Origin of the sequence: Denitrovibrio acetiphilus DSM 12809 (genome assembly GCF_000025725.1) — a bacterium.
Taxonomy (GTDB): Bacteria; Chrysiogenota; Deferribacteres; order Deferribacterales; family Geovibrionaceae; genus Denitrovibrio; species Denitrovibrio acetiphilus.
Genome location: NC_013943.1, coordinates 2,071,821 through 2,098,697 on the forward strand (window position 1 = coordinate 2,071,821; position 26,877 = coordinate 2,098,697).

At 42.7% G+C, this 26,877-nt stretch carries 23 protein-coding genes, 1 tRNA gene and 1 other RNA gene; 14 read left to right on the forward strand and 11 right to left on the reverse strand.

Going from position 1 to position 26,877, the window contains the following annotated elements; all coding sequences use genetic code 11:
• The first annotated feature begins 1 nt into the window (after position 1).
• The 3 genes from DACET_RS09910 to DACET_RS09920 are packed head-to-tail and all read left to right on the forward strand — an operon-like array spanning position 2 to position 3,068.
• Positions 2 to 694, forward strand: a complete 693-nt coding sequence (locus DACET_RS09910; RefSeq protein WP_013011240.1) for an ABC transporter ATP-binding protein — start codon at positions 2 to 4, stop codon at positions 692 to 694.
• Complete coding sequence (locus DACET_RS09915; protein ID WP_013011241.1) at positions 657 to 1,739, forward strand: sensor histidine kinase; 1,083 nt, start codon at positions 657 to 659, stop codon at positions 1,737 to 1,739. Before DACET_RS09910 ends, DACET_RS09915 begins: the two co-directional genes overlap by 38 nt.
• Positions 1,740 to 3,068, forward strand: coding sequence for a sigma-54-dependent transcriptional regulator (locus DACET_RS09920; protein WP_013011242.1), 1,329 nt, complete (start codon positions 1,740 to 1,742; stop codon positions 3,066 to 3,068).
• A 346-nt stretch (positions 3,069 to 3,414) separates the two neighbouring features.
• Here the strand turns inward: DACET_RS09920 and DACET_RS09925 are convergent, their stop codons facing one another.
• The 5 genes from DACET_RS09925 to DACET_RS09945 all read right to left on the reverse strand — a co-directional run bounded on the left by DACET_RS09925 (position 3,415) and on the right by DACET_RS09945 (position 7,639).
• The gene (locus DACET_RS09925; RefSeq protein ID WP_013011243.1) at positions 3,415 to 4,776 is read right to left on the reverse strand and encodes a Do family serine endopeptidase; all 1,362 of its coding nucleotides are present in this window, start codon (positions 4,774 to 4,776) and stop codon (positions 3,415 to 3,417) included.
• Complete coding sequence (locus DACET_RS09930; protein WP_013011244.1) at positions 4,776 to 5,528, reverse strand: MucB/RseB C-terminal domain-containing protein; 753 nt, start codon at positions 5,526 to 5,528, stop codon at positions 4,776 to 4,778. Before DACET_RS09930 ends, DACET_RS09925 begins: the two co-directional genes overlap by 1 nt.
• The gene (locus DACET_RS09935; protein WP_013011245.1) at positions 5,525 to 5,968 is read right to left on the reverse strand and encodes an anti-sigma factor family protein; all 444 of its coding nucleotides are present in this window, start codon (positions 5,966 to 5,968) and stop codon (positions 5,525 to 5,527) included. Before DACET_RS09935 ends, DACET_RS09930 begins: the two co-directional genes overlap by 4 nt.
• On the reverse strand, positions 5,946 to 6,521 hold the full coding sequence (locus DACET_RS09940) for an RNA polymerase sigma factor (protein ID WP_013011246.1): 576 nt from the start codon (positions 6,519 to 6,521) through the stop codon (positions 5,946 to 5,948). Before DACET_RS09940 ends, DACET_RS09935 begins: the two co-directional genes overlap by 23 nt.
• Positions 6,522 to 6,661: 140 nt before the next feature.
• Positions 6,662 to 7,639, reverse strand: coding sequence for a S1 family peptidase (locus DACET_RS09945; RefSeq protein WP_013011247.1), 978 nt, complete (start codon positions 7,637 to 7,639; stop codon positions 6,662 to 6,664).
• Between the two features lie 97 nt (positions 7,640 to 7,736).
• On the opposite strand from DACET_RS09945, the gene DACET_RS09950 reads away from it, so the two are divergent.
• Positions 7,737 to 8,150, forward strand: a complete 414-nt coding sequence (locus DACET_RS09950; protein WP_013011248.1) for a hypothetical protein — start codon at positions 7,737 to 7,739, stop codon at positions 8,148 to 8,150.
• A gap of 37 nt (positions 8,151 to 8,187) precedes the next feature.
• Here DACET_RS09950 and DACET_RS16325 read toward each other — a convergent pair whose 3' ends face one another.
• Positions 8,188 to 8,331: a ribbon-helix-helix domain-containing protein gene (locus DACET_RS16325; RefSeq protein ID WP_013011249.1), complete on the reverse strand. Its 144-nt coding sequence runs from the start codon at positions 8,329 to 8,331 to the stop codon at positions 8,188 to 8,190.
• A gap of 152 nt (positions 8,332 to 8,483) precedes the next feature.
• Between DACET_RS16325 and DACET_RS09955 the strand changes: the two genes are divergently transcribed.
• The 9 genes from DACET_RS09955 to DACET_RS09990 all read left to right on the forward strand — a co-directional run bounded on the left by DACET_RS09955 (position 8,484) and on the right by DACET_RS09990 (position 20,803).
• Positions 8,484 to 8,572 (forward strand) — tRNA-Ser (locus DACET_RS09955).
• 37 nt (positions 8,573 to 8,609) lie between these two features.
• Positions 8,610 to 8,708: signal recognition particle sRNA small type (ffs, locus tag DACET_RS15850), an RNA gene on the forward strand.
• A gap of 27 nt (positions 8,709 to 8,735) precedes the next feature.
• Complete coding sequence (locus DACET_RS09960; RefSeq protein WP_013011250.1) at positions 8,736 to 10,637, forward strand: SurA N-terminal domain-containing protein; 1,902 nt, start codon at positions 8,736 to 8,738, stop codon at positions 10,635 to 10,637.
• A gap of 141 nt (positions 10,638 to 10,778) precedes the next feature.
• On the forward strand, positions 10,779 to 12,698 hold the full coding sequence (locus DACET_RS09965) for a type I restriction-modification system subunit M (RefSeq protein ID WP_013010752.1): 1,920 nt from the start codon (positions 10,779 to 10,781) through the stop codon (positions 12,696 to 12,698).
• Positions 12,695 to 13,711 (forward strand): virulence RhuM family protein, encoded by a 1,017-nt coding sequence (locus tag DACET_RS09970; RefSeq protein WP_013010753.1) that lies wholly within the window; start codon positions 12,695 to 12,697, stop codon positions 13,709 to 13,711. Before DACET_RS09965 ends, DACET_RS09970 begins: the two co-directional genes overlap by 4 nt.
• Positions 13,708 to 15,033, forward strand: coding sequence for a restriction endonuclease subunit S (locus DACET_RS09975; RefSeq protein WP_013010754.1), 1,326 nt, complete (start codon positions 13,708 to 13,710; stop codon positions 15,031 to 15,033). The genes DACET_RS09970 and DACET_RS09975 overlap by 4 nt, the downstream gene beginning before the upstream one ends.
• On the forward strand, positions 15,033 to 18,233 hold the full coding sequence (locus tag DACET_RS09980) for a type I restriction endonuclease subunit R (protein WP_013010755.1): 3,201 nt from the start codon (positions 15,033 to 15,035) through the stop codon (positions 18,231 to 18,233). The genes DACET_RS09975 and DACET_RS09980 overlap by 1 nt, the downstream gene beginning before the upstream one ends.
• The gene (locus DACET_RS09985; protein WP_013010756.1) at positions 18,230 to 19,540 is read left to right on the forward strand and encodes an ISL3 family transposase; all 1,311 of its coding nucleotides are present in this window, start codon (positions 18,230 to 18,232) and stop codon (positions 19,538 to 19,540) included. Before DACET_RS09980 ends, DACET_RS09985 begins: the two co-directional genes overlap by 4 nt.
• A 27-nt stretch (positions 19,541 to 19,567) precedes the next feature.
• Positions 19,568 to 20,803, forward strand: coding sequence for a hypothetical protein (locus DACET_RS09990; protein ID WP_013010757.1), 1,236 nt, complete (start codon positions 19,568 to 19,570; stop codon positions 20,801 to 20,803).
• Positions 20,804 to 21,366: 563 nt separating this feature from the next.
• On the opposite strand, the gene DACET_RS09995 is transcribed toward DACET_RS09990, so the two are convergent.
• From DACET_RS09995 to purS, 5 genes are all read right to left on the reverse strand, one after another.
• On the reverse strand, positions 21,367 to 21,597 hold the full coding sequence (locus DACET_RS09995) for a hypothetical protein (protein WP_013011251.1): 231 nt from the start codon (positions 21,595 to 21,597) through the stop codon (positions 21,367 to 21,369).
• Between the two features lie 138 nt (positions 21,598 to 21,735).
• Positions 21,736 to 23,100, reverse strand: a complete 1,365-nt coding sequence (purF, locus tag DACET_RS10000; protein ID WP_013011252.1) for an amidophosphoribosyltransferase — start codon at positions 23,098 to 23,100, stop codon at positions 21,736 to 21,738.
• Positions 23,093 to 25,327, reverse strand: a complete 2,235-nt coding sequence (gene purL, locus DACET_RS10005) for a phosphoribosylformylglycinamidine synthase subunit PurL (RefSeq protein ID WP_013011253.1) — start codon at positions 25,325 to 25,327, stop codon at positions 23,093 to 23,095. The genes purF and purL overlap by 8 nt, the downstream gene beginning before the upstream one ends.
• Positions 25,324 to 26,022: a phosphoribosylformylglycinamidine synthase subunit PurQ gene (purQ, locus tag DACET_RS10010; RefSeq protein WP_013011254.1), complete on the reverse strand. Its 699-nt coding sequence runs from the start codon at positions 26,020 to 26,022 to the stop codon at positions 25,324 to 25,326. Before purQ ends, purL begins: the two co-directional genes overlap by 4 nt.
• Positions 26,023 to 26,026: 4 nt before the next feature.
• Complete coding sequence (gene purS / locus DACET_RS10015; RefSeq protein WP_013011255.1) at positions 26,027 to 26,260, reverse strand: phosphoribosylformylglycinamidine synthase subunit PurS; 234 nt, start codon at positions 26,258 to 26,260, stop codon at positions 26,027 to 26,029.
• Between the two features lie 247 nt (positions 26,261 to 26,507).
• Here purS and DACET_RS10020 point away from each other — a divergent pair, with 247 nt between their 5' ends.
• Positions 26,508 to 26,876, forward strand: a complete 369-nt coding sequence (locus DACET_RS10020; protein ID WP_013011256.1) for a response regulator — start codon at positions 26,508 to 26,510, stop codon at positions 26,874 to 26,876.
• Position 26,877: the final 1 nt, after the last annotated feature.

Sequence of the window (26,877 nt, forward strand, 5' to 3'; positions counted from 1 at the left end):
AATGCTAACAGCAACAGATATAACAAAGTCCTTTACAGCAGATACAACCACCAACGTTTTAAAGGGTGTGACAATCGAACTCCTTAGAGGAGACTTCACCTGTATCATAGGCAGGTCAGGTTCCGGAAAAAGCACACTTCTGAACATATTGTCCACTCTTTTACGTCCGGACTCGGGCAGCGTTGTCTATAACGGCAGAGACCTCGGCAAAGCAAAGGCAGGTGAGATCAACAGGATCAGACAGAATGATTTTTCTGTTATTTTTCAGTCATTCCACCTATTACCCTACCTTACGGTACTGGAAAATGTGCTCCTGCCATATCTTTCCGGGGTTGCTCCCGTTAATAAAAAAGCGAAAGACAAAGCAATGCAGATCATCGAACGTGTCGGACTCGAAGGGAAAGAAAACAGACTGCCGGGGAAACTTTCCGGAGGAGAGCAGCAGAGAGTATCCATCGCAAGGGCGCTTGTAAAAGAACCCAAGATACTTTTTGCAGATGAACCCACAGGAAGCCTTGATATAAACACAGGTAAAAGTATTATAGAACTATTAAAAGAACTTAACTCTGACAACCTTTCTGTTGTGATGGTCACCCACGCACTGGAATACACAACCTACGCAGACAGAGTTATTGAAATGAAGGACGGGTACATCTGTGGACAGGAAGAATCAACAACCGCAGGAGCGGTATGATATACGGGAAAACGCATTCAGCATTTCGATTATAGTTATTGCTACAATTATAATATCCTACTTTCACTATGGTGTGCCTAAACACCACACCATAGTGCACATTTCACACTATTATGCTTTTTACCTGATAGTTATCTATGCATCTTATAAATACGGACTGAGAGGCGGACTTATAGTGTCTGTTGTACTGACCCTCATTTACAGTCCGGCAGCGTATATACACACCTTCAGACTGGATTTCCCACACTATATAATCCCTTCAATAGTCGAGGTTACAATGGTTTACGCAGTCGCCACCATCGCAGGTATACTTAGCGGCAAACTGCGGAAAGAGAAACTTAAAGTCGAGCAGGTGTCCTGTGAAATGCTCGAGCTTGAACGAAAAGTTGCCCATGACAACAGGCTGAAGGCTATCGGACAGCTCTCCGCAGGAATAGCTCACGAAATAAGAAACCCTCTGGCTGCAATCAAATCCGGCATATCTCTGATAAAATCAGGCAAAGGGAATGATCAGGTAATTGATATCCTTTCAACAGAGATAAACCACCTTGACGACTTTATCAGGCGCTTTCTTCAATATGCCAGATTCGGCTCAGAAGAAAAGGTGACTTTTGAGCTTGAACAACTTGTGTCCGAGCTTACAGAGCTGCTGAATCTCGCCTCGTCCAGACAAAAAGTAATTATCAACTATAACATTCCGGACATAACGGGGGTCACCCTTACAGGCGATAAAAATGCTATAAAACAAGCTCTTGTGAACATCGCCATAAACGGCATTGAAGCGTGCGAAGGGGAAGCGGTACTGGAAATATCTTTGGAAATAAAAGATTCCGAGGTTATATTTAATATAACAGACAACGGGAAAGGTCTTGATGAAGAACTTACCGGTAAAATATTTGAACCATTCTTCACAACAAAAGATATGGGAACAGGTCTCGGGCTTGCGCTGGCGTCGAAAATAGCCCAGCAGCACGGCGGTTCTCTCAATGTAAAAAATCAGGAAAGAGGATGCACATTTTCAATGCTCCTCAGCAGGGGGGAATGAGTGAGTATTCTGCTTATAGAAGATAACCTCTCTCTGTCTACACTTGTAAGCATGTATCTGACTTCTGAAAATATAGACAATGATACCGCTCCTAACGGTTACGAGGGATTGAAACTCCTCTCAGAGAAAGAATATGACGTACTGATTACCGACATACGAATGCCGGGAATGTCCGGAAACGAAGTCATGGAAAAAGCAGCAAAGCTTTATCCAGATATGCCGGTGATAATAATCACAGCCCACGGCAATATCCCTGACGCAGTGGCAGCAATACGCAAAGGGGCATACGATTATCTGACCAAGCCCTTTGAAAATGAAGAACTCCTCAACTCTATCAAAAAAGCGGTGGAAATCAGCAGAATGCGTCGTGAAAACACACGTATGAAGCAATATATGAAACAGTCTATCGCTCCAAAGATGGTTGGTAAAAGTGAAGCTTTCATACAAATGCTTAATCTGGCAGACACTGTCGCACCAACAGATGCTCCTGTACTGGTGCTTGGGGAGAGCGGAACGGGCAAAGAGCTTATAGCAAGACAGGTTCACAGTAAAAGCAACCGTGCAGACAAACCATTCATCACAGTGAACTGTGCAGCGGTTCCTGAAGGTCTTTTTGAAAGTGAACTCTTCGGGCATAAAAAAGGCTCATTCACATCAGCAGACAGAGACTACAAAGGTAAAATCCTTGAAGCGGAAGGCGGAACACTCTTTCTGGATGAGATAGGGGAACTCCCCCAGTCTATTCAGGTTAAACTGCTGCGCTTCCTTCAGGAGTCAGAAATTCAGCCGGTTGGGTCTGCAACCCCTATGAAGGTGGATGTAAGAGTTGTGGCAGCAACCAACCGCAGCCTGAAACAGATGACTGAAAAAGGGGAATTCCGTGACGATCTCTTCTACAGGCTAAATGTCTTCCCTGTGGAAGTTCCTCCGCTTTCGAAAAGGAGAGAAGATATCAAAGACCTTGTTGAGCTCTTCTCAGCAAAATACGGAGCCAGGATAACCTTCTCGGAAAAAGCTATGGAAAAACTCATAAACTATTCATGGACTGGAAATATAAGAGAACTCGAAAACACAATTTACAGACTTTGTATATTGCAGGGAAAGGGTGAGATCACAGAAGACAAACTACCGGCAGAATTTTGCAGCAATATGGAAACCTGTCTGGACATGCATATGCCTGACAAAGAGCTCAATCTGGAAGAACTTGAAAAAAATATTATAATCAAGGCTCTGCATAAGTTCGACGGCAACAAAAGCCGTGCAGCAAAATATCTATGTATCCCCCGTCATGTACTTCTTTATCGTCTGGAAAAATACGAAATCAACTAGTAATTATAAACTTATAGATTTCCACGGATAACCCCGTGGTTCTATTGCTTCGCGCGTGCTTAACACACGAAGTTACAACTTCGTTGTCACAGTTAGAGCATATGCAAAATACGTCACTGCGAACCCAGCTGGACTTCAGCAGTCTCTGGACTCGTTAGTTAATACTTGGATTGCTTCATCATTACATTCCCCGCAATGACTTATAGGCTCTAAAGCTGTGATTAGCTCATTCATCCACCCATAAATGCGTGATGTTCTGTCTTCGACCGCATAAACGAGAAAACCCGTTCATATGAACGGGTTTTCTGCATACAGTTACATTTAGGAGATTGTTTATTTCAAGCGTTTAGTCTTTGTCATAAGCAATAAAGTTAGTTTTGCCCGCTGTGTAAACCTGAAGTACCACAACATCGCCTTTCTTCACTGCTTTATACTTTTTGCTGAACTCTTCAGAGCTGTTCACCTGCTCGTGATTTACGGCTACGATGACCATCCCTCTGCGGAGTCCTGCTTCATAAGCATTTGAATCGCCTTCAACACCTGTAACTTTCACCCCGCCAGGGATGCCGAGTTGAGAAAGTTCATCCGATGTCAGGCTCTCTATAACGACAGGCAGGTCAACAGTTGGTTCAGTATTAACTTCTGCTGTTCCGTCTTTTCTTTCGCCAAGTTTGACTTTAATATTTTTCTCTTTTTTATCTCTGAGCACAGTCAGCGTAATTGACTCTCCGGGGCTCATACGTCCGATTTTGTTCACAAGCTCTTTGGAGTCTTCTATCTCGTCTCCATTGATCTTAAGCACAACATCACCAGCCATAACCCCTGCCACTTCCGCAGGATCGCCTTTAGTCACATCGGCAATGAGAGCACCTTTAGGCTCTTCAAGCCCGAAGCCTTTCGCCAGCTTTTCATCAATAGGCTGAACCATAACGCCAAGCCACCCGCGCTTAACAGTTCCTGTCTTAAGCTTAGGCAGAAGCTCTTTAAGCATATTAACAGGCACAGCAAAACCAAGCCCCTGACCGGAAGGGATGATAGCTGTATTTATAGCCACCACTTCACCATCCATGTTGATTAGAGGACCGCCTGAGTTGCCCGGGTTAATAGATGCGTCTGTCTGGAGAAAGTTGTCATAAGGACCACTCCCCAGAACTCTCTTTTTTGCACTGATTATTCCGGCAGTGATCGTCCATTCAAGACCGAGCGGATTGCCTATCGCAACAACCCAGTCACCGATTTCCGCCTCGTCAGAATCACCCAGAGGTAGTGTATGTAACATAACCCCTTTAGGTTCTATCTTTATAAGTGCAAGGTCTGTGAGCGGGTCGCGCCCAATTACCTTCGCATCAAATTTATGTTCGTCATTAAGCTTAACGATAATTTCGTCAGCACCATCTACAACGTGATTATTTGTTATTATCAGTCCGCTTTTATCAATGATAAAACCTGAACCAAGTGCTTTTGATTTATACTCTCTTGGCTTCCCCTGCTGTTCGTTAGGGATGCCAGGAAAATTGTCTCCGAAAAATCTTCTGAACAGCTCATCAGGAGACTGTCCTCTTCTGGTAATAACCTTTGTCGTCGAGATGTTCACAACAGAATCTTTAGTATTTTTGTAGATCCCGGAAAAGCTTTCCGGACCACCGGCGAATGCCGTTGTGAGTGAGACACAGAAGATTACAAGTATCAGAGTGCTTATTTTTTTCATTATTTTTTCTCCTCCAGCTTAACAATGTTGTTGATCAAATCATCCATCTCTTCAAATGGAATAGTACCAACCACTGTAAAAAGCTCCTTTCCTACTTTCTTACGGTATATGTAGTTTCCGTATAAGATTCTTTTCTGTTCTGTTGGTTCAGTATTAATTTTTTTTCTAAAAATAGAGAACCTGTTTAGTCCGTCGCTGAAGCTAATGTGTTTTGTGCCATCCTTAAGCTCTCTGTCGGCTGTAACGAAATAACCGTTAAAAGCATCATGGTGCACAGAGGCAGCGGCAATATGCACTGCATCAGAATCAGGGTCAGGATGAGAATCAGCGTCATCGACATGTTCTGTCGATTCTCTGTCCAGGCTGGTGAAAGAAAAAACGAGCTTGCCGTTAGTGTCATAAACTTCTTTACGGATCACTACATCTTTTTTCTGATCAACCAGCAGAACATGTCTGAATCTGTCATGCTTCACAGGAGTAATGTCGTACTGAACTACATCCCTGTCGAAATATTTGATACCTCTGTTTTCAGTGACAGTGTAATAGTCACGGTTAAGACTGCCGGGATGAAAGACATACTGGCGCATCTTAGTGGCGAGGTATTGAAGTGTCTTTTTTCTTGTGCTTATTCTGTCTGTAAGAAACGTTGAATAATCATTCTCGTTAACAGCTATTTTGAAATAGACCTGCTCTGCTGCGTAGCCTGAATATGCAACTATCAACAGACACAAAAGCAGGGTCAGTTTTTTCATTTCTCTATGTTCACCGCTTCGACTTCACCTTGGAAGTCGCTTACGCCGGAACCGACATGCTCGATAACGTATTCCTCGAGTTTTTCATTTCCGGCAACTTTGTTATTATCGACATTAAGACTCATCATTGCAGCCATAGCTATCACACAGACAGCGGCGGCAGCGGCAACAACCATAGACAGTCTCTTCACAGAGGACGGTTTTTTACTTTTAACTTCGCCGGCACCGTTTATTTTGCCCATGATGGATGCAGAAAGGTCGATATCTATCGTTTTAACATATGAGCTGCAAACCATGTCGCGCAGTTTAAGCTGGCTTGCAAGAGCAGCACGGCACTCACCGCATGTCTCCATATGTTTTTCCAACGCCTGCGTCTGCACAGCACTGGACTCTTCATCGATATAAAGTGATATCAGCTCACGAAATTTTGTACAATCCATCTACCAACCCCTGATTTATAAGTCTGTCTTTAATTATCTGCCTTGCATTGAAAAGTCTGCTTCTGACTGTGCCAATGGGGATGTTCATAAGATCAGCTATTTCGTCATAGCTCATATCTTCCATCTCTCTAAGCACTACAACCACTCTCAGCTTATCCGGCAAAGCTTCAACAAAGTGGCGCACGTATCTCTTCAATTCTTCTTTTACTACCAGCTCTTCTGGACTCTCTCCATCTGGAATCCGCTCAAAAAAGCTGGTTTCGTCATCTTCGTTCTCAACATCCATAACACGCTTTGCCCTTTCGAAATGGTTCAGGGCAAGGTTAAGGGCTATCCTCTTCAGCCATGGGTAGAACTGTTCTCTGTTTTTAAGGGTTTCAAGCTTATCAAACCCTTTCATATAAGCTTCCTGCGTGATATCCTCGGCGAGTTCTCTGTGTTTAACTACATTTAGTATTGTAGCAAACAGACGTGACTGATATTTGAGTATCAGCATCTCAAACTGCTGGGCATCTCCGGAAAGTACTTTCTCTATTATCGCAGAATCTTTCACGTTTCCTCCGCTCTTATGTAACATAGATTATATAACCGCCTGAAAGTTCAATAAGCGTTCATCTTCTTTTATAAGAAATTTTCTATTTTGTATAGCACAAGCAGAAAAGGGAGACATATGCCCCCCTTTCATAAAATATATTAAACAATATTCGACTTAGCTTTTGTAAATCTTCTCCTCAGCATATATGCACCTGCAAACCCAAACATAAGCAAAAAGCTGAACGCTGAGCCTGTTCCGGCAGCAGAACAACCGCCGCCGCCACTCCCACCGCTATCAGTAACAGGGATATAACCATCATACTCGGTAAGGGTCAGTCCTGTTTTCTCCTCTATCCAGTTGAAGTAGTTTGCAACTTTTGTATAAACACCTGGTTGCCCTGCTTCCGCACATCCAAGTCCATAACTTACTACCCCTATGAGAGTTTCTGTCCCATCACTGTTCTGAACAAAAAGAGGACCGCCACTGTCACCCTGACACGAGTCGTACCCTCCGTCTTCATATCCGGCACAAATCATATTATCGGTATACGGTGTTGTCAGGTTTGAATATGTTGAGGCACATTCTGACTGAGCAACAACAGGTATATTTACTTTCAGAAGCACATCAGAGCTGGAGCTAAAGTTAGGATTGGTGTTTCCCCACCCCGCTGTTGTGGCAACTGTACCCGTCTCAAAAGCTGGCACAAGGGTCGAAGAAACGTAATTTATAGGTAAATCTGCCACAGGCTGCGACAGGTACAAAAGAGCAATGTCATTATCCATATTATCACCAAAAAGATCATAGTCTTCATGGGCTATGATCTGCTGCACAGGCGCAAGCTGACCTACGTCAAGCGGGTCATCTACGAGTGTGCCGTGAAGCACAGCATCAGGAGTATAGTCTTCAAGGCAGTGAGCTGCGGTGAGCACCCATCTGTCACTTATAAGTGTGCCTCCGCAAAATGAGTAATAGTTCCCCCCCTGTTGTAAAAAGAGTTCAACCATAAATGGAAACTCCCCCTCCTGAGCAGCGGTACCGTTTATAATTCGCACAGATATAGAATCAGCAGCAAAGCTGGTAATGCTACAAATAAATACCAGTATTGTTAATGTAAAAACATGGAATTTCTTAGACATAATGACTGTCTCCTGATTGGTTTTAGATAACATATAATATCATACGTCTTTTTTATATGTTATATTTTTATTTATATAAAACAAGTATGGTGAAAAAATGAAGAAAATTATAATTCTTTTAACAATATGCTCACTGGTAACAGTAAACTGCGCTTATAGTGGCAAAGATATGCAATATTCGATAATACACACCAACAAAGAATTTAATAAAGCCCTGTCGTCTGCCACTGTTATAAACTCGTGGGGACAGTATCAGGCTTTTCTGATGAAACGTGCTGTAAAGTTAAAAGATCCGCTGGCAGGAGTTGATTTTGACAAGAACTCTGTCCTCCTTATATATACAGGAGCAGAATGCCCCGGCTGTGGCATGGAACTGATAAGTGTAAAAGAACGCTTCGGCTACATTGAAGCAACAGGGAAAATCACCCCTCCGGATGCCGGTGATCCTCCTATGTATTTCCTTAAGATTAAAAAGACCGACAAACAGGCTAAGTTTGTAAGAGCTGATTAACAGGGGAGCCAGCAGACAGCAAAACTCCCCGAAAGTCCTAATTTCTTTGAAGATCCCTGCGTACAGCCCGCCTTATAAAAGCAGATACGCTGATACCTTCATCAGTTGCGATCTTGATCACCATATCTCTTTCCCTTTCGGAAAGACACGTCTGTAGTGTGTTTTCACGTTTGCCGTCCATATTATCCTCCGTTTATGTTACGAAAAGATTATAATTTATCTCAGGATGTGATATGTTTAGCAGTGAGCAGTTTTGATAAACTAATTAGGTCGAAACTGAATCAACAGTATTGACAGAAAGCAAAAAGGCTGATATAAACTTGATTCCTTTCTGGAGAGGTGTCCGAGTCAGGTTTAAGGAGCACGCCTGGAAAGTGTGTGTACGTTTACGCGTACCGAGGGTTCGAATCCCTCCTTCTCCGCTTTTTGTTGTTTTGACAAAAACATTAACGAATGGCCCGATGGGGCCTCTGCATCTGACATCCAGCGAACCCCGCCAGGTCCGGAAGGAAGCAACGGTAGTTGGATTGCCAGAGTGCCGGAGTCACCCTGTCGGGTCCTTTTAAACATCTGAGGTACTTCAATATGATCTCCAGCTTGAGAAATAAAAAGAAACTCATTACATTTTCCCTATGGTTCGTAATCGCAGCTTTTGTCGGCACAATCTTTTTTGTATGGGGCGTTGGTGACAAAGTTCAAAGCCAGCTCTACGCTGCAAAGGTTGACGGCGTAACAATCACAGACCAGGAATTCAGAGACAAAGTCGAAAACACAAGAAACCAGTTCAGGCAGTTATTCGGTAATAATATAGACGAGATACTCAAAGGGGACACCCTTGAGAAAACAGTGATGGAAACACTCATCACGGAAACCCTCCTCAGAAATGAGGCTAACAGACTCAATATCCCTGCTTCTGACGCAGAAGTTGCTGCTAACATTCAGTCGGTTCAGGCATTTCAGACTGACGGGCAGTTTGATCAACAGCTTTATGTCCAGCTACTTTCAAGAAACAGACTGACACCTCAAATTTTTGAGAGTAGCATCAGAAGAGATATAACCCTCAAAAAAATAGAGGATCTCATAAGACAAAGTGTTGCTGTCAGCGATCAGGAAGTTGAGCAGGAATTTATATATCAAAATACCGTAGCGACTATACGATACCTTGAGCTTGGAGCTGACAATTTTATCGGAAATGTCGAAATAACAGACAACGCCCTCACCGCCTTCTTTGACGAGCACAAAGAACAATACAGAGTGCCGGAAAAAGCAGACTTCAAATACGTAACTTTTGACCCTGAAACATACAAAGGCGAATTCATAACATCTGACAAAGAGATAGAGAATTACTTCATACAAAATAAAGCTAGCTTCAACGAGCCGGAGAGAGTCAGGGCTGCACACATCCTCTTCCGTGTGGAAAACTGGGATGATGAAAAAGCTGCTACAGAGATATATCAGAAAGCTAAAAAAGTTAGAAAAGAAATTGTGGATGGCGCTGATTTTGCAAAGATGGCAGAAAAATACTCCGAAGACTCAACAGCCCAGAATGGCGGGGAACTCGGCTTCTTTACAAGAGGTCAGATGGTTCCTGAGTTTGAAAATGCTGCATTTACTACAAATCCAGGCGAAGTATCCGATGTGGTTAAAACCCAGTTCGGCTTTCATATTATCAACGTCGAAGAATACATCCCTTCAACAGACCCTACTCTTGATGAAGTAAAGGATGAAATCGCTGCGCTTATAAAAGATCAGAAATCCGCATCTTCATTCAGAACACACGTATATGACACTTACAAAGCAATTCTTGATAAATCAAATATCACAGCATACAACGAACAGGCTGAGACACCTCTCCCCGTTCGAGAGATCAAAGGACTCACAGCAGCAGGTAATGTTGAACCTCTCAACGGCATGCCAGCGGTAGCAAAAAGACTTCTTGCTCTTACAAAATCTGAGATTTCTCAGGTTCTCGAAGTCGGCGAGCCAAAAATGATATTTGAAATGACCGAAAAATATGACTCATATATTCCAGAATTAGAGGATATAAAAGAGCAGGTTACTGCGGACTTTGTTAAAGTGAAAAGCCTTGAGCTTGCCAAAGCTAAAGCGGTAGAAGCTTCAGAGCTGGACACTATGGATGATGCAGCAAATACTCTTAAAGAGTCATATACCACAACACCAAAGTTTAAAAGAACCGACCCTATCAACGGTCTTGGTATGAACGCCAGGCTTATGGGTGATATATTTAAAGCTGAACCGGGCGATTTTATCAAAGATGTCTACACTGTAGGTTCTAACGTTTATATCGTTCAGGTCAAGGACATCATCAAACCTGACATCGCCACTATGGACGACCAGACAAAAGAGCAGATCAAAAGCTCTCTATTCGGTGTTAAGTCAAATCAGGCAGTTCAAAGTTATGTTGAAAACCTGAAGGCGAATGCCAAAATTGAGATTAACCCCAGATATTCTCAGTTTTATAACTAACAATAATAGGCTATTTGCATTTGAGGGTTGAATTGAATTATTACAAGCAAATAATATAGATAATTCTTCTGTGCATATTGGGGTTGATTTTGTTCCACATATTGTATAGTCTGTACTATGCAATCTAGGGTGGAGTGAAAAATGGATCAACAAACATTTGCGAATAAAATATGGTCAGTAGCTGACCTTCTGTTAGGCGATTTCAAACAAGCTGAATACGGACGAATTATTCTGCCGTTTATGGTGCTCAGAAGACTTGAATGTGTTCTTGAGCCCACTAGGGAATCTGTGCTGGAACAATATGAAGCAGTTAAAGATCAGGGACTTGACCTCGACTTGATTCTCCCAGGAATAGCTGGGTGTACATTCTATACTACCTCAAAATTTACTCTCTCTACTTTGGGAGCAACAAATACCAAGCAAAACCTCGAAGACTATATAAGTAAGTTCTCCTCAAATGTCCGTCAGGTATTTGAACAGTTTTCATTCAGCAGCTGGATTGGTAAACTTGAAGAAGCAAATCTCTTGTATCTTGTATCAAACGAATTTAAAGATTTAGAGCTTCATCCGTCAGTTGTTTCCAACTATGAGATGGGCTTAGTTTTTGAACACCTGATTCGCAAGTTTGCTGAAGCGTCAAATGACACTGCCGGAGAGTTTTACACTCCAAGAGATGTTGTGCGTCTGGCTACAACACTTGTTTTCTCTACAGATCAGGAAGCATTAAGCGGTGAAGGCATTGTGCGTACAATTTATGACTGTGCTGCCGGAACAGGAGGCTTTCTTTCGTCCGGTATTGAGCTCGTGGGAGAGTGGAACACTAACGCTACTATCATTCCCTATGCTCAGGAGCTTAACCCTGAGACTCATGCTATCTGTGTAGCCGACAAACTTATCCAAGGCTATGACACCCGCAATATAAAGTTTGGGAACACTCTTTCAAATGACCTTCTGTCGGGAGAAACTTTCAACTATTGTCTTGCGAATCCGCCTTTCGGTGTGGACTGGAAGAAGGTTCAGAAGCCTGTTAACGATGAGCACAGAGTAAAAGGCTATGCCGGAAGGTTCGGCCCAGGACTTCCGAGAGTAAGTGACGGCTCTATGCTGTTCCTGCTTCACCTGCTTTCCAAACGTAAGCCACCAGAGGAAGGCGGGACACGAATAGGGATAGTCCTTTCTGGCTCCCCTTTGTTTAATGGCGGAGCAGGTTCTGGAGAGTCGGAGATCCGCAGGTGGATACTTGAGAATGACTGGCTTGAAGCTCTTGTTGCTCTGCCGACTGATATGTTCTACAACACAGGTATCAGCACATATATATGGGTACTTTCTACAAATAAAGAAGAGCATAGAAAGGGGCTGGTACAGTTAATTGACGCAAGTAAGATATCCACTCCTATGCGTAAAAATCTTGGCAGTAAGCGCAAATGGCTGAATGATGAACAGATCACTGAGACAGCGAGAATTCATGATGCTTTTGAAGAAAGTGATGTCAGCAAGATATTTGAGACTGAACAGTTTGGTTACAGACGCATTACAGTCGAAAGACCTCTCCAGCTTAAATTCTCCGTAACACCTGAGAATATTGAGTCATGGGCAAACAGTAAGAACGCTGAATATGTTGATGAGTTATCCAAAGTTTCCGGTGAATATCTGGATATTGACAGCTTCCTTAAAGCTGCCGGAATAAAGAAGCCGAGTGCCGCATTAATCAAAAATATCTGCAAGTTTTTTGGGAAACATTACCCTGATGCAAAGGTGATATGTGACGCAAAAGGCAACCCTTTACCTGATCCTGACCTGCGTGATTACGAAAACGTGCCACTGGGCGAAGATATTGATGAATATTTTGAAAGAGAAGTTATACCTCATGTGCCGGACGCATGGATAGATACCGCTAAAAAAGATCATAAAGATGGTTTAGTGGGCATTGTTGGGTACGAAATAAACTTTAACCGATATTTCTATGAGTATGTACCGCCAAGATCGCTGGAAGATATAGATGCTGACCTTGAAGCTGTTGAAAACGCCATCGCAGAGCTCCTGAAAAAGGTGACAAGATGAACAGCAAAGGCGAAATAATCATTTACGAAACAGATGACGGGAAGCTTCAGCTTGATGTGCTGATGGAAGATGAGACACTTTGGCTTACTCAAAGTGACATGGCAAACCTCTTTCAGTGCTCAAAGGATAATATCTCTCTACACTTGAAAAACATCTATGAAGAAGGAGAGCTTGAACCACAAGCAACTACCGAGGATTTCTCGGTAGTTCGTCAGGAAGGTGACAGGCAAGTTAAAAGGACTGTAACTCATTACAACCTCGATGTGATTATATCTGTCGGATACCGTGTAAAGAGCATGATAGCCACACGTTTCCGCATATGGGCAACCAAGCAGCTTAAAGAATATATCGTCAAAGGCTTTGTGATGAATGACGAGAGGCTTAAGAATCCCGGAGGATGGGATTACTTTGATGAGCTCCTTGAGCGCATCCGTGAGATACGGGCCTCAGAAAAAAGGTTTTATCAGAAGGTTCGTGACCTCTTTGCACTCAGTATTGATTATAAAGACAGCCAGCAAGCGAGCCAGACTTTCTTTGCAGAAGTGCAGAATAAGCTTCTTTATGCTGTTACAGGCTATACGGCAGCGGAGTTAATCGTTAAACGCTCTGACTCAAACATGCCGAATATGAACCTTACATCATGGGAAGGCAGCCGAGTCCGCAAGAGTGACGTGATAACAGCTAAAAACTACCTTACATCCGATGAAATAGACTCTCTTAACAGGCTTGTGGTGATATTTCTGGAGCAGGCAGAACTGAGAGTAAAAGACAGAAAACAGCTTACCCTTGATTACTGGCGGAGCAACGTGGACAGGATGCTTGAATTTAATGAGAAGCCTATTTTACAGGGTGCGGGTTCTATCAGCAAAGAGCAGATGAAACGTATAGCTCATGAGCGTTTTGAGGATTTTGATAAGAAGCGGAAAATAGCTGAAGCTCAGGAAGAAGATGCAAAAGACCTTCAGGAGCTTGAAACCCTCCAGAAAGGCTTAGAGCAGGGAAAAAAGAAATGAGCTATAAAGCATATCCGTCATATAAAGACAGTGGTATTGAGTGGCTTGGAGAAATTCCTGAGCATTGGGCAATAGAAAGGTTTAAGTTTCAGCTGAGAGCTGGTTTTGAGGGTTTAAAAATTGGTCCTTTTGGCAGTCAAATAAAAGCAGAATTGCTTAGTGATGAAGGAATAAAAGTATATGGACAAGAAAATATAATTAAAAACAACTTTGACCTTGGTCATCGTTTCGTATCTGAAGAATTATTTTGTGAGTTAGAAGTATATGAAACTCTACCTGGTGATATTTTAGTGACTATGATGGGGACTGCTGGCAGATGTCAGGTCACTCCAGAAAAGATCAATCAAGGGATTATAGATTCTCACCTTATTAGGCTTCGTGTTAACAAGTGTTTGTTAAGCCGGTTTTGTAAGTATCTTATAAATGACTCTGCATATATTGAACATCAGATAAGGTTAATGGGCAAGGGCTCTATAATGCATGGGTTGAATTCGACGATCATTAAGAATCTTATTTTTATACTTCCCCCATTGAAAGAGCAAAGTATTATTTTGAAATATCTAGATAAAAAAACTGCTCAGATAGATGAACTGATTGATAAAAAGAAGAAACTGATAGAAAAGCTAGATGAAAAGCGTACTGCTCTCATTACTCATGCTGTCACAAAAGGCATGAACCCAGATGTGAAGATGAAAGACTCAGGCGTTGAGTGGCTGGGAGAAGTACCTGAACATTGGGACATAGTGAAAGCAAAATATCTATTCACAATAGAAAAGCGTATTGCTGGGTTTTTAGGTCACGATGTCCTGTCTATCACGCAAACAGGTATAAAAGTTAAGGATATTGAATCCGGAGAAGGACAGCTTTCTATGGACTACACAAAGTACCAAATAGTTAAAGTTGGCGACTTTGCTATGAACCATATGGACTTACTTACAGGATATGTTGATATATCGCAATTTGATGGAGTAACGAGTCCTGATTACAGAGTATTCAGATTGTCAGCTCAAAACTGTAATCCACAATACTATCTTTACCATATGCAAAGAGGATATAAGGAAAAAATCTTCTTTAATTATGGGCATGGAAGTGCACAGTTGGGACGCTGGCGTTTACCTACAGATGAGTTTAAGGAATTGTCCTTCCCTGTTCCTCCATATGAAGAGCAACAAGCCATTGCTGAATACATAAGCAGTGAGACAATCCTAATAGACTCTCTAATTTCCAAAACTGAAGAAAGCATAAGCCTGCTGAAAGAAAAACGATCCGCACTGATAACCGCTGCGGTTACCGGTAAAATAGATGTCAGGGAGGAAGCCTAATGTCTACCGCTCACAGAGAAATACACTTTGAAGACTACATAGTAGACCAACTGACCTCATCTGGCTGGGAAGTTGGCAAGCATACAGAATATGATCGTGGCAGGGCTCTATATTACCCTGATGTCCTTGCATGGATACAGGATAGCCAGCCTGAAACATGGGAAAAGCTTATCCGGATTCACGGCAGTGATACTGAACCTGCTGTGCTTGACAGGCTCGTGAAGTCTCTGGAGTCTAAAACAGGTGGGACAATAAATGTCCTTAGAAGAGGTTTTGGAATGGCAGGAGGCGGCACTATCCAGATGAGCCAGACCATGCCGGAAGACGACAGAAACGAAACTTCAGTAAAACGATATAATCAGAACCGCCTCCGCATTGTGAGACAGGTCAGATATTCCCTTGATAACGAAAACGCTATAGATCTTGTGGCTTTTATAAACGGTATCCCTGTGGCTACTTTTGAGCTTAAGACTGATTTTACCCAGTCTGTTGAGGCTGCAAAGGCACAGTACAAACAGGACAGGAAGCCAAAAAGCTCTTCATCAGGCAGACTGGAACCGCTTCTTGCCTTCAAAAGAGGAGCTATCGTTCACTTCGCAATGTCAGACTCTGAGGTATATATGGCGACCAAGCTTGACGGTGAGGCGACATATTTCCTGCCGTTTAATCAGGGGAATGACGGAGCTGCAGGTAATCCGCCATCTGCCGAGAATAGCTACCCTGTCAGCTACATGTGGGAAAGGATATTACAGAAAGACAACTGGCTTAGAATATTTCATAGATTTGTATTGATAGAGAAAAAGGAGTATGAGACCGCTTCCGGAGAGATACGCTTCAAAGAGACAATGATATTTCCACGCTATCATCAGTGGGAATCTGTAACTAAAGTTATAGACGCAGTAAAGGTGGAAGAAGCCGGTCATCAGTATCTTATTCAGCATAGTGCCGGTTCGGGCAAGACAAATACTATCTCGTGGATATCCCACGAGCTTATAAGACTCAGGTATGCAAGCGGAGCATCATACTTCAACTCTGTTATCGTTGTTACTGACAGAACGGTTCTCGATGCCCAACTACAGGAAGCCATCAGCCAGATTGAACACCAATACGGTGTTGTTCATGCTGTGGACAGAGAGGCATCAAGCCTTTCCAAAAGCCAACAGCTAGCAAATGCACTTATGACTGGCACACCTATCATTGTGGTAACAATACAAACTTTCCCATATGCTATGGAAGCAATTTTGACAGAGCAGAGCCTTCAGGATAAAAGATTCGCTGTCATTATGGATGAAGCCCATAACTCCCAGACAGGAAGCACAGCTCAGAAGCTGAGACAGGTACTGGCTCTGAATTCAAAGGCTGATATGGCTTCTATGACATCTGATGAGATACTTGAGATGATTCAGAAAGTGCGTGGTATGCCTAAGAATGTAAGCCACTTCGCTTTCACCGCAACTCCGAAACATTCCACGCTCTCATTATTCGGCAGACCTATGGATCCATCCAAGCCGCTTTCAAAAGATAATCCTCCGGTCCCATTCCATACATATACTATGCAGCAGGCCATTGAGGAAGGATTTATACTCGATGTTCTGCAGAACTATACCCATTACGACACAGCATTCCGGATTGGCGAGAAATTCGTAAAGGATGAGACAAGAGTTGATGCTAAATATGCCAAGAGAGCTTTGGCAAGATGGGTGTCCCTGCACCCGACAAATGTATCTCAGAAGGTGGAGTTTATTGTTGAGCACTTTTATAGCAGTGTAGCTATGCTCCTGAACGGTCAGGCGAAGGCGATGGTTGTGACCAGCTCAAGGGCGGCAGCAGTGAAATATAAGCTAGCTTTTGATAAGTATGTTGAAAAAAAGGGGTATGTCGGCATACGCTCTCTAGTGGCCTTTTCCGGCCAGATACTTGGGAAAGATATCAATGATGACTTTAACCACTTTCCTGACGACCAATCATTTACTGAAGATAATATGAATCCTGATACCAGGGGGCGTGATCTTCGTAAGGTTTTTGATACTCGTGAATATCAGGTAATGCTTGTTGCAAATAAGTTTCAAACTGGTTTCGACCAGCCGAAGCTTGTTGCAATGTATCTGGATAAAAAGATATCCGGTGTGGAGGCAGTACAGACTCTTTCACGCCTGAACAGAACCTATGCGGGTAAAGACAAGACATATGTTATAGATTTTGCCAACAAGCCGGATGAGATAGTTGAGGCCTTTAAGACATATTACAAAAGTGCAGATGTGGCAAATGTGCAGGATCCTAATATCGTATATGATATGAAGGAGCGTCTTGACGGTATGCAGATGTTTGAAGCTGAAGAGGTTCGCCAGTTCGGTATTGCTATAACCTCAGCTAAAGTAACACATGAGAAGCTTTATTCACTTACACAACCGGCAACAGACCGTTTTAACGGGCGCATGAAGATGCTGAACAACGCAATTGAAGTTTCTGAAAAAGAATTTCTGCTGGCTAAGAGCAAGCAAGATGAGGCAGGAACAAAGAAAGCGGATGCCAGAAGGTCTGAGTATACAAAAGCCCGTGACGAGCTCTTAATCTTCAGTGAGGGCTTAACCAAGTTTGTAAATATCTATGAGTATGTAGCTCAGTTGGTGGAGTTCGGAGATGCTTCTATAGAGTCTTTTGCTTCATACGCAAAATTGTTGAGCAAGAGACTCAAAGGTATAGCTCCAGAGCAGGTTGACCTGAACGGTCTACAGCTTACCCATTTCAAAATGACAGACACGGGCTCAGTTGATACACGACTTGATGCCGCAGACAAACCTCTGCTTGAACCCGCAAAAGGTACTGGTGGGCGTGATCCGAGAGACAGGGAAAGAGCATACCTTCAGGAGCTGATCAAAATGCTCAATGATGTATTCGGTAAGGATATCACCGATAAAGACAAGGTGGCCTTTGCGGTTCATGTCAGCGAGAAACTCAGAGACAATAAGAAAGTCATGGCTCAGGTTAAAAACAACAGCAGAGAACAGGCTATGAAAGCTGATCTGCCAGCCGAAGCCACAAAAGCTATTGTGGGAGCTCTTGGCTCTCATCAGGCGATGGCAAAACGTCTTCTGAGTGATGAATTTACACGCAACACCTTCTTATCTGTTGTCTACGAACTTTTAAAGAGTGATGCTGTTGCCGGACTGATAACAGAAGCAAGGGATGAAGACCAATGATTGATTTACTACAGTTAAAAGGTGTTAACCCCATAGGGCAGCGGATAGAAGATGATATTCTCCTTATACTTGCGGAGTCTAATGTTTCGGAGCCGGAGTCCTGTTCCGGATGCGGTTCAAAACCTGTATATAAACACGGTAAACGTACACATGTTTATGCTGACACCCCTATGCATGGGATGCCTGTAAAAGTAGAGATAGAACGGCAGAGATACCGCTGTCAATCATGCGGAACCGTTATTGTACCCAATATACCATCTCTTGATGAAAAGCGAGTTGTAACAAAGCGGTTAATAGAATTCGTTCAGGCAAGGTGCTTTAACAACACCTTTACATTACTAGCAAACGAAACCGGACTTGCAGTGAATACCATTAAAGCAATCGCCTTAGATTATACAGAAGATCTGGAAACTTCTGTATACAGGGAAACCCCAAGGCTGCTTGGTCTTGATGAAGTAATGATTTCGGGCGGTTACAGAGCTGTAATGGTTAACCTTGAGATGAATACTCTTTTCGATATCCATGACAACAGGAAGCTGGCAAGTATGCGTCAGTATTTTGAGAAGCTGAAGGATAAAGACAATATTGAATGGGTTTGTGCGGATATGTGGGAACCATACAAGGTTCTCATTTCAGAGCAGATTCCACAAGCAAAGCTTGTAATTGACAGATTTCATGTTGTAAGAATGGCTTCAAACGCTATGGAGCAAATCAGAAAAAAGCTTCAGAGCGAACTATCTCATTCAGAGCGGCTTAAGGTCAAAAAGAACATTCGCTGGTCACTGCTTAAAGGCAGTAAAAGCAAATCGGAATATGACCATGAGGTTGTTGAATATATCAGAGAAAATTATCCGGAACTGGCTTTAGCTTATGATCTGAAGGAAACTTTTTTCAATATATATGAGTTCCCAGACAGAGCTTCCGGAGAGGCGGCATATAAAGAATGGAAAGATGCTATACCGCTGAAATTCAGCCCAGAGTTTAATACTGTCATCAAAATAGTGGATAGCCACTATGAGGACATTTTTAACTATTTTGACTGCCCTATTACGAATGGCTACACAGAAGCCATGAACGGAGTTATGAAGGCGGCAAACCGCATGGGCAGAGGTTACAGTTATGAGGTTATTCGGGCGAAGCTGTTATTCTCTAAAATAGCCAGACAGTCAGGTAGTGTGATTGTTCAGCCATACAGCGACAGACCATCACATCTTAAAGAAGCATCTCCAAAAGAAAAATCTTTCAGGGACTATGGTGCGTCTATCCTAACTCTGGATACGATGTCAGAACGTGGGGAATTGGATTGAGTATAAAATACCTTATTGGAGTAAATTATGATGAACAGGTATAGTATTCAAATATTTGCGGAAGTAGAGTTGCGAGATTATCTTGAACAAAAAAAAGCATCGATAGTTGATTCCATCGAAAAAGAAAGTGATGACTATCTGCTAAATGTCAATGAAGTCGATTATATTAAGTATAAAACGGAAGAAGCGAAGATCGAACCTTTAAAAATTCATGTTGATCAAATTTACGCTTCATCATCTGAACAAATGATTCCAGCAGAATATTTCCCTAATACTTTTTTCGTTCGACAGGGCGAAAAATATAAAAAAGATGTTATCAGATTCCATATGCCTTTCAGTGGTAATAGCTATTTGCTAAAATGCAAACCAAGTACGAGAATACTGTGGTCAACAGGTATTGAGATCAGTGGACAAGAGTTTACTTTTGAAATAATCAACTTTAGTAATGATGTTGCTAAAATTACAATTGATAAAGACTCAAAGATCCGTGATATTATGAAGCAACTTGTAAATGTTACAAAAGACATTGATCAATATAACTCAGGTATCGAAACTCAAGTCAAAAATGCATTTGACTCCCGTAAAAAGAAAATCCTCAGTAAAAATAATATTCTAGCATCGCTTGGTGTGCCAATAAAAAAAGCTACAAATGTACCACAAACCTTTGCAGTACCCACACAGGGAATACGAAAGAAAATCCCTATCAGCAGACCTCAAGTTCACGAGGCCGGCTATACTCCTGAACCAAGCCTTGATTTAACCACTTACAATTCGATTCTCAAACTGATTCATGATGTCGGTAAGGAATTTGAAAGATTGCCCAGTCTATATTGCGACAAGGAAGAAGAGCATTTAAGAGATCATTTTTTAATGATGCTTGAGCCTAATTTTGAAGGGTCGGCTACAGGTGAGACTTTTAACAAGAAAGGCAAAACGGATATCTTATTAAGACATGATGGAAAAAATGTTTTTATTGCTGAATGTAAATTCTGGAAAGGCTCAAAAGCGTTTCTGGACACAATATCACAACTCTTAGGGTATCTAAGCTGGAGAGATTCAAAAGCAGCAGTGATTATGTTTGTACAGAACAAAGACTTTACATCTGTTTTAAACTCGGTAAAAGTTGCCGTTACCGAACATCCTAATTTTATTGAATTAAAAGTGATGAAAGACGAAACATGGCTTAACTGCACCGTTCATTTAAATGGCGATAGAAACCGATTAGTTTATTTAGCAGTGATGTTATATCATCTCCCTAAATAAATGACGGCTATAGATTTCAACCTCATCTACTGTTTTGGGAAAAGACTGATAATGATTGAATTCAACCTAAAGAATAAATGTAACTGTTTGCATTAAGGTTAGTGTTTTATATAAATTCAACCCTCAAATGCAAATAACCCAATAATATCTAACAGAAATCTTAAGGGAGCCCAGACGGCTCCCTTTTTTTTATTCAAAATACAGTTTAAAAGTTGTTACTGAGTTTTCAGCTTATTAAAGAAGAAAGTATGAGTTTCGTGGAAACAATAATACTTTCGCTTGAAACACCGAGATCCGGTAATTTTAATTTTTATAAGAGTAGTGTACATTCACGAATATTATACAGCTTCCGCTGACCGCCAGAAATGAATCTAATAGAGCATATTTAAAATACGTCACTGCGAACAACGCAGTGCTGCGGCAGTCTCTGGACTCGTTAATTAATCATGAGATTGCTTCGTTATTACATTCCCCACAATGACTTATAAGCTCTAAAGCTGCGATTAGCTCATTCATCCACTCATAAATGCGTGATGTTCTGTCTTCGACCGCATAAAATTATGCTATATCTCTGTGCAGTCCAACTTCTCCTTAACTTTTCCTATGATATCAGCAGACTCCATGAGCCCCCAGCACAAAGGTTTACCGTTAAGTGATATATAAGGGAAAGGAAGCCTTCCATCAACAATATTTGTTACATCGTCGATATACTCAAGCACTTCAGGAGAAGAGACATCAATATAGCTGAAATCAACATTCTCCTTCCCGTATTCCGCTGTGAGCATGGCATCCATTTTATATGACAGCTCTTCATAAGGATCATCTTTAACCCCGCAACCTGAGGGGAAATATGAGGGGCTTCAGCCGGAGACAAACTCCATGCTGCTGCCAAACATTCTGACAACAATTACATTTTCCACATTAAGCTCCTGTTAATCACCGTTGTGGTGCATGGTGGGGTACGCTCCGCTAAAGCAGGCATGACAATAGTCATAGCTCTGAACGCACTCCATCAGACCATCAATGCTCAGATAGTGCAGACTATCCGCTGTTATGTATTTTCTTGTTTCTTCTATTGTATGAGTAGATGCGATAAGTTCCTTTCTGGTAGGAGTGTCTATGCCGTAGAAGCATGGAAAAGCTGTGGGAGGGCTGCTTATGCGCATATGCACCTCTTTTGCTCCCGCCTCTCTCAGCATCTTCACTATCTTGCGGCTGGTTGTACCACGGACGATAGAATCATCCACAACAACAACTCGTTTTCCTTCTATCACCTCACGCACAGGATTAAGCTTTATCTTTACTCCGAAGTGTCTGATAGACTGGCTAGGCTCAATAAATGTACGCCCGACATAATGATTTCTCATAAGCCCCATCTGAAAAGCCATCCCGCTCTTTTCAGAATACCCCAGAGTCGCAACGACACCGGAGTCAGGAACAGGGATAACAAGATCCGCCTCAACATCATCTTCTTCAGCAAGCTTTACACCAAGGCGTTTGCGCACTTCATAAACACTGTTGCCGAAAATAAATGAGTCAGGTCTTGCGAAATAGATATGTTCAAAAACGCACGGTCTCGGAGCTGTTTTCTCAAACGGAAATATTGACTTAAGACCGTCATCGTCAATAATAACCATCTCGCCCGGCTCTATCTCCCGCACCATTGTAGCTTCTATAAGGTCAAGCGCGCAGCTTTCAGAAGTAAGTATATAGCCGTTCTTCAGCTTCCCAAGGACAAGCGGACGCATCCCCATCGGGTCACGTACACCTATCAGCTTATCATTTGTCATAAGGAGAAGTGAAAAAGCACCCTTAAGCTGTGAAAGAGCCGTAACAATAGAATCGAGCAGATCTTCTTTTTTACTCTTGGCTATGAGGTGAACTACCACTTCAGTGTCGGAACTGGAATTGAAAATAGCCCCTTGCTTCACCAGCTCCTGTTTAATTTCGTCTGCATTTACTATATTACCGTTATGGGCAAGAGACATCACACCGGCGTTGATCGTTACTGTTATAGGTTGGGTGTTCTGGAGCTCAGAAAGTCCTGTTGTAGCATATCTATTGTGCCCTATCGCAATATCCCCTGTGAGCCTGTCAAGCTTCTCCTGAGAGAAGATATCAGCCACAAGCCCCATCCCTTTTTCTGTTGCTATCTCATTGCGGTTGCTCACAGCAATACCTGCACCTTCCTGCCCTCTATGCTGAAGAGCATAAAGCGAAAGGTAAACGAGATTTGCAGCGTCTTCGTTGGCATAGACACCTGCCACACCGCATTCTTCGTGAAACTTATCAAACATTCATTTTATCCCCGATGCTGTTTTTCCAGATAGTCTCAGCATCTTTAACCGGAAGGCTAATAACTTTTTCCCTGCCGGATGAAATCTCTATCCTGTCACTTGTCGTACGCCCTATTCTGCTTATGGGCAAGCTGTATTTCCCAGCGAGTTTTTCAACTGCTCTGGCGTTTACATTGGACACTTCCAGCAGAACGCGTCCATGATTTTCACCAAACAGAAGTTTATCATTACGGAGACTGCTTTCGAGTTTGATATCCACACCAAGGTTTTCACCTCCGAATGTCATTTCGCAAACAGCCACAGCAAGTCCGCCGTCGGATATGTCGTGTGCTGAACTAACCAGTCTGTTGTCAGCAGCTTCGCACATAAAATCTATAATAGCCTTCTCACGATCAAGATCAACAGCCGGAGCATCCCCCGCCTCTCTCCCGTGAACGAAAGCAAGATATTCAGAACCGCCTATATGTCCGTCATTCTCCCCAAGGAGATAAATAGTGTTGCCCGAGTCTTTAAAGTATGAGCCTATGCGTTTGGTAACATCATCTATGACACCAACCATAACAATTGTCGGTGTCGGCTGGATAGGTACACCTTCTGTTTCGTTATAAAGCGATACGTTACCGCTCACAACCGGAGTTTCTAAAACTTTTGCAGCCTCACATATCCCCTCAACTGCAGTTACGAACTGCCACATAATCCCCTCTTTCTCAGGGTTTCCGAAGTTCAGGCAATTTGTAAAGGCTTTCGGTCTCGCACCGCTCACAGCGACGTTTCTCGCTGACTCAGCAATAGCTGCCTTCCCCCCTTCAAAAGGGTTCAGATAGCAGTATCTGCTGTTGCAGTCACTGGACATGGCAACGCCCACTTCTGATTCGTTCAGGCGTATAAGTGCCGCATCACTGCCAGGGAGCTGTACTGTTCCCACACGTACCATATGGTCGTACTGTTCCCAAACCCACCGTTTTGAAGCGATGGTAGGGTTGGCAAGCATTTTTAAAAGCACTTCCTGAAGGTCTTCCGGTTCGTCAACATCGACAGTTTTCTGAAGCTCGTCCTGTGACGCAGGTCTTGAATAAGGTCTTTCATATTTCGGAGCTTCGTTTGCCAGCGGAGCAGCCTCCAGAGCGGCAACTTCTTCTCCGTTCCATGTGAGGCGAACATATCCGTCATCAGTAACTTCACCGATAACAGAAGCGTCAAGATCCCACTTTTCGAATATATCTTTAACTTTGTCCTCATAGCCCTTTTTAGCAACCATGAGCATACGTTCCTGAGACTCTGAAAGCATGATCTCATAAGGGGTCATACTGTTTTCACGTACAGGCACTCTGTCAAGGTCAAGCCTGACGCCTGAGCCTGAATTGGATGCCATCTCAAAAGCAGAGCTTGTAAGCCCGGCAGCGCCCATATCCTGAATACCGACAATATAATCGGTTTTCATAAGCTCCAGACAAGCCTCAAGGAGCAGTTTTTCTTTAAAAGGATCACCAATCTGAACATTCGGGCGTTTAGCCTCGCTGTTTTCGTCGAACTCAGCAGAAGCCATTGTGGCGCCATGTATGCCGTCACGTCCTGTTTTAGCACCAACATATATTACAGGATTACCCTTACCTTCTGCCTTGGCTAGAAATATTTTATCTTTCTGCACAACACCGAGAGCAAAAGCATTGACCAGCGGGTTACCGTTGTAACAATCATTAAAATAGACTTCCCCGCCTACAGTGGGCACACCGAAGCAGTTGCCGTAGTGGGATATCCCCTCCACAACTCCTTCGAATATGTATCTGTTTTTAGGGTTATCAAGTCCACCGAAACGGAGTGAGTTCATAGCAGCAACAGGTCTTGCACCCATGGTAAAGACATCCCGAAGGATACCTCCGACACCGGTTGCAGCCCCCTGAAAGGGCTCTATAAATGAAGGGTGGTTGTGTGATTCCACTTTAAAGCAGACACAAAGCCCCTCGTCGTTTACTGATATAACACCTGCATTTTCCCCCGGCCCCTGAACCACCCAGGGCGCTTCCGTAGGAAACTTTGCAAGATGAACACGGCTTGATTTATAGGAGCAGTGTTCGGAATACATAGATGAAATAATACCAAGCTCTATATAGTTCGGGGTTCTGCCGAGGAGATTTTCAACGCTCTCAAACTCTGCCTGAGAAAGTCCCATCTCTTTTGCGACCGTAAAGGTCACTTTCGGGTAGCCGAAGCTTTCGTATACGCTCATGCGGCACCCCCTATCGCTTTCATAATTGACTCAAAAAGAAAATATCCGTCTCTGGTTTCCATAACACCCTCTGTACAGCGTTCCGGATGAGGCATCATGCCGAGCACATTCCCGGCTTCGTTCACAATACCTGCGATATTATTAAGGGAGCCGTTAGGGTTGGTCGAGTCTATACATTCGCCGTTTTCGTCACAATACCTGAAGACAACCTGATTATTCTCTTCAAGCTTCGCAAGACCTTCCGGATCGATGTAGTAATTCCCGTCCATATGTGCGACAGGTATCCCCACAACCTCGCCGGCTGCGTACATTCTTGTAAAAGGTGTATCGGAGTTCTCAACACGAAGGTTCAGGTATTTACAGATAAACTTCAGGTCGCGGTTACGCATAAGCGCCCCCGGCAAAAGACCTGTCTCTGTCAGTACCTGAAAACCGTTACAAATCCCGAGAACCTTCCCACCTTTATTCGCGAAATCAACAATTTCACTCACAATGGGAGAAAACTTAGCTATAGCTCCGCTGCGAAGATAATCTCCATAGGAGAAACCGCCAGGAAGAACCACAAGATCGACCCCCTGAAGATCGGTATCCTTATGCCACAGGAAAACAGTATCAACGCCCATAACGTGCTTCAGCACATGATAACAGTCGTGGTCACAGTTTGAACCTGGAAAAACAACAACACCTGCTTTCATATTATTAATCCACAAACTCTATTGAATATTCTTCAATAATAGGGTTGGAAAGAAGATCCGCAGAAATTTTCTCCAGCTCTTTCTCACAGGATTTATCCTTAACTTCTATCTCAAAAAACTTGCCCACACGAACCTCTGTGGCGAAATCATAACCCATACGCCCAATTGAACCAAGGATCGTTTGCCCCTGAGGATCAAGGACACCTTCTTTAAGTTTGACAAAGACTTTAACCTTCATATAAAGCACCTTTTATTTTCTGAATTAATTTTCAGGATTTACTAATTTGAAAGAAGTTTTTTTATACCAGAATTAGGAGTGGATGTCATTGGAAAAAACCTTTAAAATTAAATTCTGATGGGGGTTTGGTTTAAGTAATTCCCCCTTGCATCTTAAGTGGTATTGATGTAAAAATTTAAGATTGAAATTATTGTGATTTAATTTATCATTTAGTAATTTATATTATTTATTTAATTAATGAGTGTTTATGAAAATTTTGATCGCAGACGACTCTGCAATAGCAAGAAAATTTCTGATTAAAAGCCTCCCGCAGGATATCGATCTTGAGGTGAGAGAATGTGTCAACGGCAAAGAGTGCGTGGACATATACCCTGAGTTCAAACCTGACCTGCTTTTTCTCGACCTGACAATGCCTGTGATGGACGGCATAGAAGCGCTTGAAATAATCAGAAAGGCAGACCCTGACGCTATCGTTTATGTCCTCACTGCCGATATCCAGAAAACAACTCACAAAAAGGTGATAGAGCTGGGGGCTTATAAATTTATAAAAAAACCACCTCAGAAAGAAACCATAGGGGACGCTGTCAGAGAACTGGCTGAGTTTCTTAGCAGATAAA